The organism is Campylobacter sp. CNRCH_2013_0855 (genome assembly GCF_025773025.1).
Classification (GTDB): Bacteria; Campylobacterota; Campylobacteria; order Campylobacterales; family Campylobacteraceae; genus Campylobacter_D; species Campylobacter_D jejuni_C.
In genome coordinates this window covers 1-5,781 of record NZ_JAKMTE010000026.1, presented here as the reverse complement: position 1 = coordinate 5,781, position 5,781 = coordinate 1, and the positions used below count along the sequence as shown (strand labels likewise).

The following is a 5,781-nucleotide window of genomic DNA, read 5'->3' as shown; positions in this document are numbered from 1 at the left end:
GATGAGTGATGGGGATATGTGGAAATTTGCTAAATCCACACAAGAACAAGGTGCAGCTTTTTCGCCAGTGTTTAAACCACAAAAAGCAGGTAATGTAGTCAATATGGGTAATATCACAGCAAATAGTCTTTTATTGCAAGGTAATAAAGTAGTATTAGATGCTGATACTAATTGGGATAAAGAACACAATGGCGTTAAATTTGGAATAATTAAAGCAGGTAATATAAACTTGCAAGGTAATGAAGTTTATGTTGATGCTGCTAGTATAGATGCTAATTCACTGAACCATCACACTCCTGGTAAAAGAGCGATAGAAATTCATGGAAAAGGTCATGCGTATTTAGATGCTACAGGGTATTATTATAATATAAGTGCAAAAAATTCACTTTTAGCTCTTAAGGAAGGCGCTAGCAAGGATTTTGCTGTAGAAGGAACTGTTTTTATAAATTCTGTACAAGATTGGTGGCATTTTGCTAAAGGATGGAATGAAAAAAAAGATTTTAGAGAAAATTCCCCATTTTCTTATAGACTTACAACGGATTTGGATTTTGAAGGACAAAATTTTGCGAACTATTGCTTGGAAAACTTTGGTTGTACTAATATGATCATAGGTTATTCAGATAATAATGCTTTTGATAGGAGATTTTTAGGTCAAAGCCATACCTTGAAGAATATGTATATAGATACAACAGGATTAAAAGGTGTAAAATATGTAGGAATATTTGGAAAAGTTTTTGATGAAGGTGTTATATCTGACTTGGTTGTTGATTATAATAATAAATATATAAAAACAGAAGGTGCAAATTATGTAGGAGGTCTTATTGGATATTCAAATAGTGAAGGATGGCATGGTGATCGAAAATTTTATAATATAGTTGTTAAAAATATTGATTATATCAAAGCTACTATGATGAGTACTGGGGAAATTAATGTAGGTGGTTTTGCTGGATTTTTAGGTAATGTTAAAAGTGTAAGTAATATCGAGCTTAATGGAATAAAAAATATTGAAGCAATCTCAAACTCTGGCTTGGTTTTAGCTGGAGGATTTGCTGGGCGTATTCAGAGTATTAAAAAACCTGCTGATTTAGATGCTACTTTTGATAAGATAAAAATTAGTGGAACAAATTCTATTAAAGCTAGTTGCGATGGTAAATATTGTGCAGATGCTCATGCTGGTGGTTTTACTGGATTTTTATATTTACTCGATTCTAATTTTAAAATGAATAATGTCACATTAGACAGAGTATTTAATATCCAAGCAACTACTAAAGGCTGGACTGCTTCAGCAGGTGGATTTATAGGTAGTGGAGAATTTTTAGGTTATCAAAGCAATGGAGTTAGTTTTAGTAATATAGCCATAAAAAATTTAAAAAACATTAATGCTAATGGTAATGGCTTAGGATATGCTGCTGGATTTATGGGCTCCTATCGAAATGGTCAATCAGGATTTAAAAGAAATTTTAAAGATATTTTTATATATTTTGATCCAGAAGCTACAATCACAGCTACTGGATCTCGAATAGCAAATAATTTTTTTACAACTCAATATAATAATGATTTTGATGAAAACTATAATAATATATTTGTCTATTATAAAAATGGAACTTTAAATGAGACCCATGGAAACACAGGAGTAACAAATCAGGGTTATAATGGCGATGAATTAAAACAAGAATTTGAAGAAAAAATAGCAAGTATTATTAATCCAAAATTTAATGAAATACCAGAAGATGATGATTTTATTCCAGGTTTATCTCCATATGTAAAACCAGATGTAGAAGCTATAAAAAATGAAAAAGTTGAGTTTCAAGAAGAATGGTATAATCAAGAAGTAGTTCAAGCTATATTAGATGATATTTTAAATGGAAAATATAGAGTAAGTATCAATAAATTTGGTGAGATTGTGTTTCATGTAAGCACTGTAAACGGAGTTGAGATTACGCTAGATTCTATTAAGCAAAGTTTGGATTTTCTCGATACACTCAAAGATAAAAATTCAGGATTTGAATCAAGTGAAAAATTAAAAGGTATTTATGCAAAATACAACAAAGCTTTAAAAATAAAAGATGAGTATATAGCAGCTCAAGAATATCTTTTTAAAGATGGTAAAAATTCTTTTTATGAAACTTATGCAGAATATCAAAAAGAATTAGAAATTTATAATTCTTATGTTAAAGAAATAGAAGCAGGTAAAAGAAAAATAAACGATCCTGAATACCTAGCTAGTCTTGATAAAATCAATTCCTTGGCAACAACATTAAAAAATCAAAGAGATGGTGTAAATGGCATAGCTACTAAGCTTAATGATGAAAATATAGCAAAAAATGAATACGGCTATACTAATTTTAAATTTGTGGGGGATTTTGCATTGGATTTTATACATAATCCACAGAGCCCTGATGTAGATAATCCGAATAAACCAGAATTACCAGATACAGATTTAGATTTTAAACAAACAGCTTCACTTAATTTAATCGGAGATCATGCTGTTGAAGAAGAAGAGGGCGAAGAAGAGATCGATGAAACTTCTTTGAAACAAAAAGGCCTTACTTGCATAGTTAGCGATAACTTTAAAACCATGAATCCTTGTATAGTTGGAGGATTATAAGATCATGAATAAGCAAAGTAAATTCACAAATCACATCATACTCTCAGGCATAACAGTATCAATGCTATTTTCTCCACTAGTGGCTTTACCTAGTGGAGGTAAATTTACTCATGGGACTAGTGGGACTATAAATACTAATGGTAATAATATGAATATTGTAGGTAATGGAAAAAACTCAGTCATACAATGGGGTGGTGGTTTTAGCATAGGTAAAGGTGAAAGTGTAAACTTTGGAGGTAAAGACAAAAACTACCTAAACATTGCTCATGGAACTAGTAAATCTATGATAGAAGGTATATTAAATGCAAGTGGTAATAATGTCTTTTTAATTAATCCTAATGGGGTAATCATAGAAAAGAGTGGATCGATTATCAATGCTAATCGCTTTGTGGCTTCGACTAGTACATTAAATAACACAGATTATGAGAATTTCTTTAAAATGGGATCAAATTTTTCTCCGGTATTTAAAGGCGATAAACTTGGCAATGTGGTTAATATGGGTAATATTGATGTTAAAGAAAACTTAATCTTACAAGGTAATAAAATCATACTCAAGGCAGAGGCCGATAAAGGAACATTAAATCAAATTAAAGCCGGAAATAAAATTCACCTTGATGCAAATGAAATTTATGCAGATATTTCAACTATAAAAACACCTAGTGTAGAAACATCACATGCGAATAAAGGGGATTTGCATTTAAGTGCTACGGGGTATTATTTTAATCCTGAAAGAAAATATAATGAGTTTGATAATATTAGCAATTTAAATAAAAGTTATAAAAACTATGTTGATATAGGTTCTGTGCGAGATTGGTGGTATTTTGCTAAAGGTTGGAATGATAATAAAAAAGGCTTTAGAGAGACTGCTAATGGATATAGACTTACTAATGATATAGATTTTAAAGGTGAAAACTATGCTAATTATTGTATTGATGGACAATGTACAAATATGATAATTGGTTATGATAATGAAAAAGTTTTTAATAAAAATTTCGATGGACAAGGTTTTAGTTTAAAAAATATTAAGATTGATTTTGCTGCAGATCCAAATAGGCATTATGAAAAACACACTTATGTTGGGATTTTTGGATATGTGAAAGATTCTACCATTAAAGACTTTAGAGTTGATTATGGTAATAATAGCATAAATACTAAAAACGTTGATTACGTAGGTGGTGTTTTTGGAAAAACCGAAAACAATACTATCTCACAAATAGAACTAAAAAATATCTCTGATATTACTTCAATAGGTAGAGATAAGGGTTTATTTTTCATAGGTGGTTTTGCAGGACTTGCCGGAGGTAATTTTTCAGATATTAGTGTAGATACTATTAAAAATATAAGAGCTGAAAAAGGACAAAGCTCTGTAAACTTAGGTGGTTTCGCAGGTAATGCAAGAGGAAATTTTGAAAAAATATCTATTAAAAATATAGATAATATTATTGCAAAAGGTAATCCAAATTTGCCGGCTTTTGTTGGAGGATTTACTGGGCAGTTATATAGTGGTAATTACATCAGAGATATAAAAATGGAAGATGTAAAAAATATAGAAGTAACTTCTAGTGGAGCCTTTGCTAATGTAGGTGGATTTATAGGTGAAGTCGCAAGTAAAAATGCAAAGCTTAGTAATATTTACATCAAGAATTTAGAAAGCATAAAAGTGGATAATAAAAAACAACAAGGTGTAGCTTATGTAGGTGGTTTCGCAGGAAAAAACTATAGTGCAAATTTAGAAAATATTGCATTAGAAGGTAAGATAAATATTGATGTAAAATCTACGGATTCTGTATACGCTGGTGGATTTTTAGGATGTAATGGTGCTAATTCTTGGGGATGTTCAAATAGTGGTGGCTCCATAAAGAATGTTTCACTATATTTTAAAGAAGGGTCTTCTATAAATGCTAAGTCTTATCAAAATAAGACCGTATATACAGACTTATTTATAGCTAATAAAGTTGGAATAAATAATTCTAATATAGTATATCATCATACTAATGACTTTAGTGGTTTTTCAACTAGCGGAGCAAGTGAAGTCAGTTATACAAATAATGATAAATACAATGAATTTACATCAAAAATCCCGGCTATAACAGACCCTACAAAACCTAGTGAGGTATCTAGGGTTGATCTTGATAACGATGTGTTTTTAGATAATGAGGATTTGTATGAAGATATCATTAAAGATGAAATCATTTCAGATTTAAAAAAATACTTAACCATTAATGCAAATAGTGATTTAAAAAAGCTTTTAGAAGCATATGGGAATTTAACAGATAGAAAATCGAAGGTACAGTTTATAGCAGAGTTTTTGTTAGATGATAGATATGGTGATAAAACAAGCGAAGCTGAAAAATTAATGCAAAGTATGGATTTTTTGCTTGCATACTCGCAAAATAACAAGATTGATTCTAAGTTTAAAGAAGGGGTGCAAGATAAATTCAACAATTTAAAACAAGATGCTAAAAAGCATTATGATATCACTATGGCAAACAAAGATAAGTTGATAAGTTTCATTAGAGATTTGCAAGGCAAAGTGGATAATATTAATGATTTAAAAGATAAATACAACAAAACAAATTATCAAAAACAAATCGATGAACTCGCAACTATGTATAACATAATAGTATCCACAATCAATAGCAATAAAAATTTAAGCGAAGATTCACTAAATAGGCTTCATAAAGAGTTGAGCAATATATCTTCTAGAATAGAAAAACTTATGTTTTTAGCACAATTTGATAAAAACAAAAGTGATATTTCTATAGATGAGTTTGAATCATTAAAAGCTAAAGCAAACCAATATGAGTATTTTACGCTCAATGGAAACTTTGATAAGGTTAGTAATGTTAGTATTCCTATCTTAGATTCTATAAAAAATAATGGAGATAATGGTGGTGGTGAAATAGAAATACCTGATAAGCCTATTGATCCAGTAGAACCACCAATTGATAATAAACCAGATGATTCTTTGGTTTTTGAGCAAAGTTCTACTTTTAATTCTATAGGTAATAAAGCTATAAATGAAGAAGAGGAAGAAGATAAAAATGATATCGATGAAACTGCACCTATACAAAAAGGAAAAATTTGCATAGTTAGTGATAACTCTAAAACTATGAATCCATGTATAGTAAGTGGAATATAGTTATAAACACTAGGATTTATCCTAGTGTATA

At 29.9% G+C, this 5,781-nt stretch carries 2 protein-coding genes; both read left to right on the top strand.

The features are described 5' to 3' along the window. Window positions 1-2,608: hypothetical protein (locus L8X40_RS08145; protein ID WP_263667657.1), on the top strand; the 2,608-nt coding region annotated here is incomplete at its 5' end. 4 nt (window positions 2,609-2,612) lie between these two features. Next, window positions 2,613-5,750 carry a filamentous hemagglutinin N-terminal domain-containing protein gene (locus L8X40_RS08140; protein WP_263667656.1) on the top strand — a complete coding sequence of 1,046 codons (3,138 nt, stop codon included), beginning with the start codon at window positions 2,613-2,615 and terminating at the stop codon, window positions 5,748-5,750. Window positions 5,751-5,781 lie beyond the last annotated feature (31 nt).

Coding starts and splice junctions, on each gene's coding strand:
- L8X40_RS08140 (WP_263667656.1), top strand. CDS start 2,613: ATGAATAAGCAAAGTAAATTCACAAATCACATCATACTCTCAGGCATA.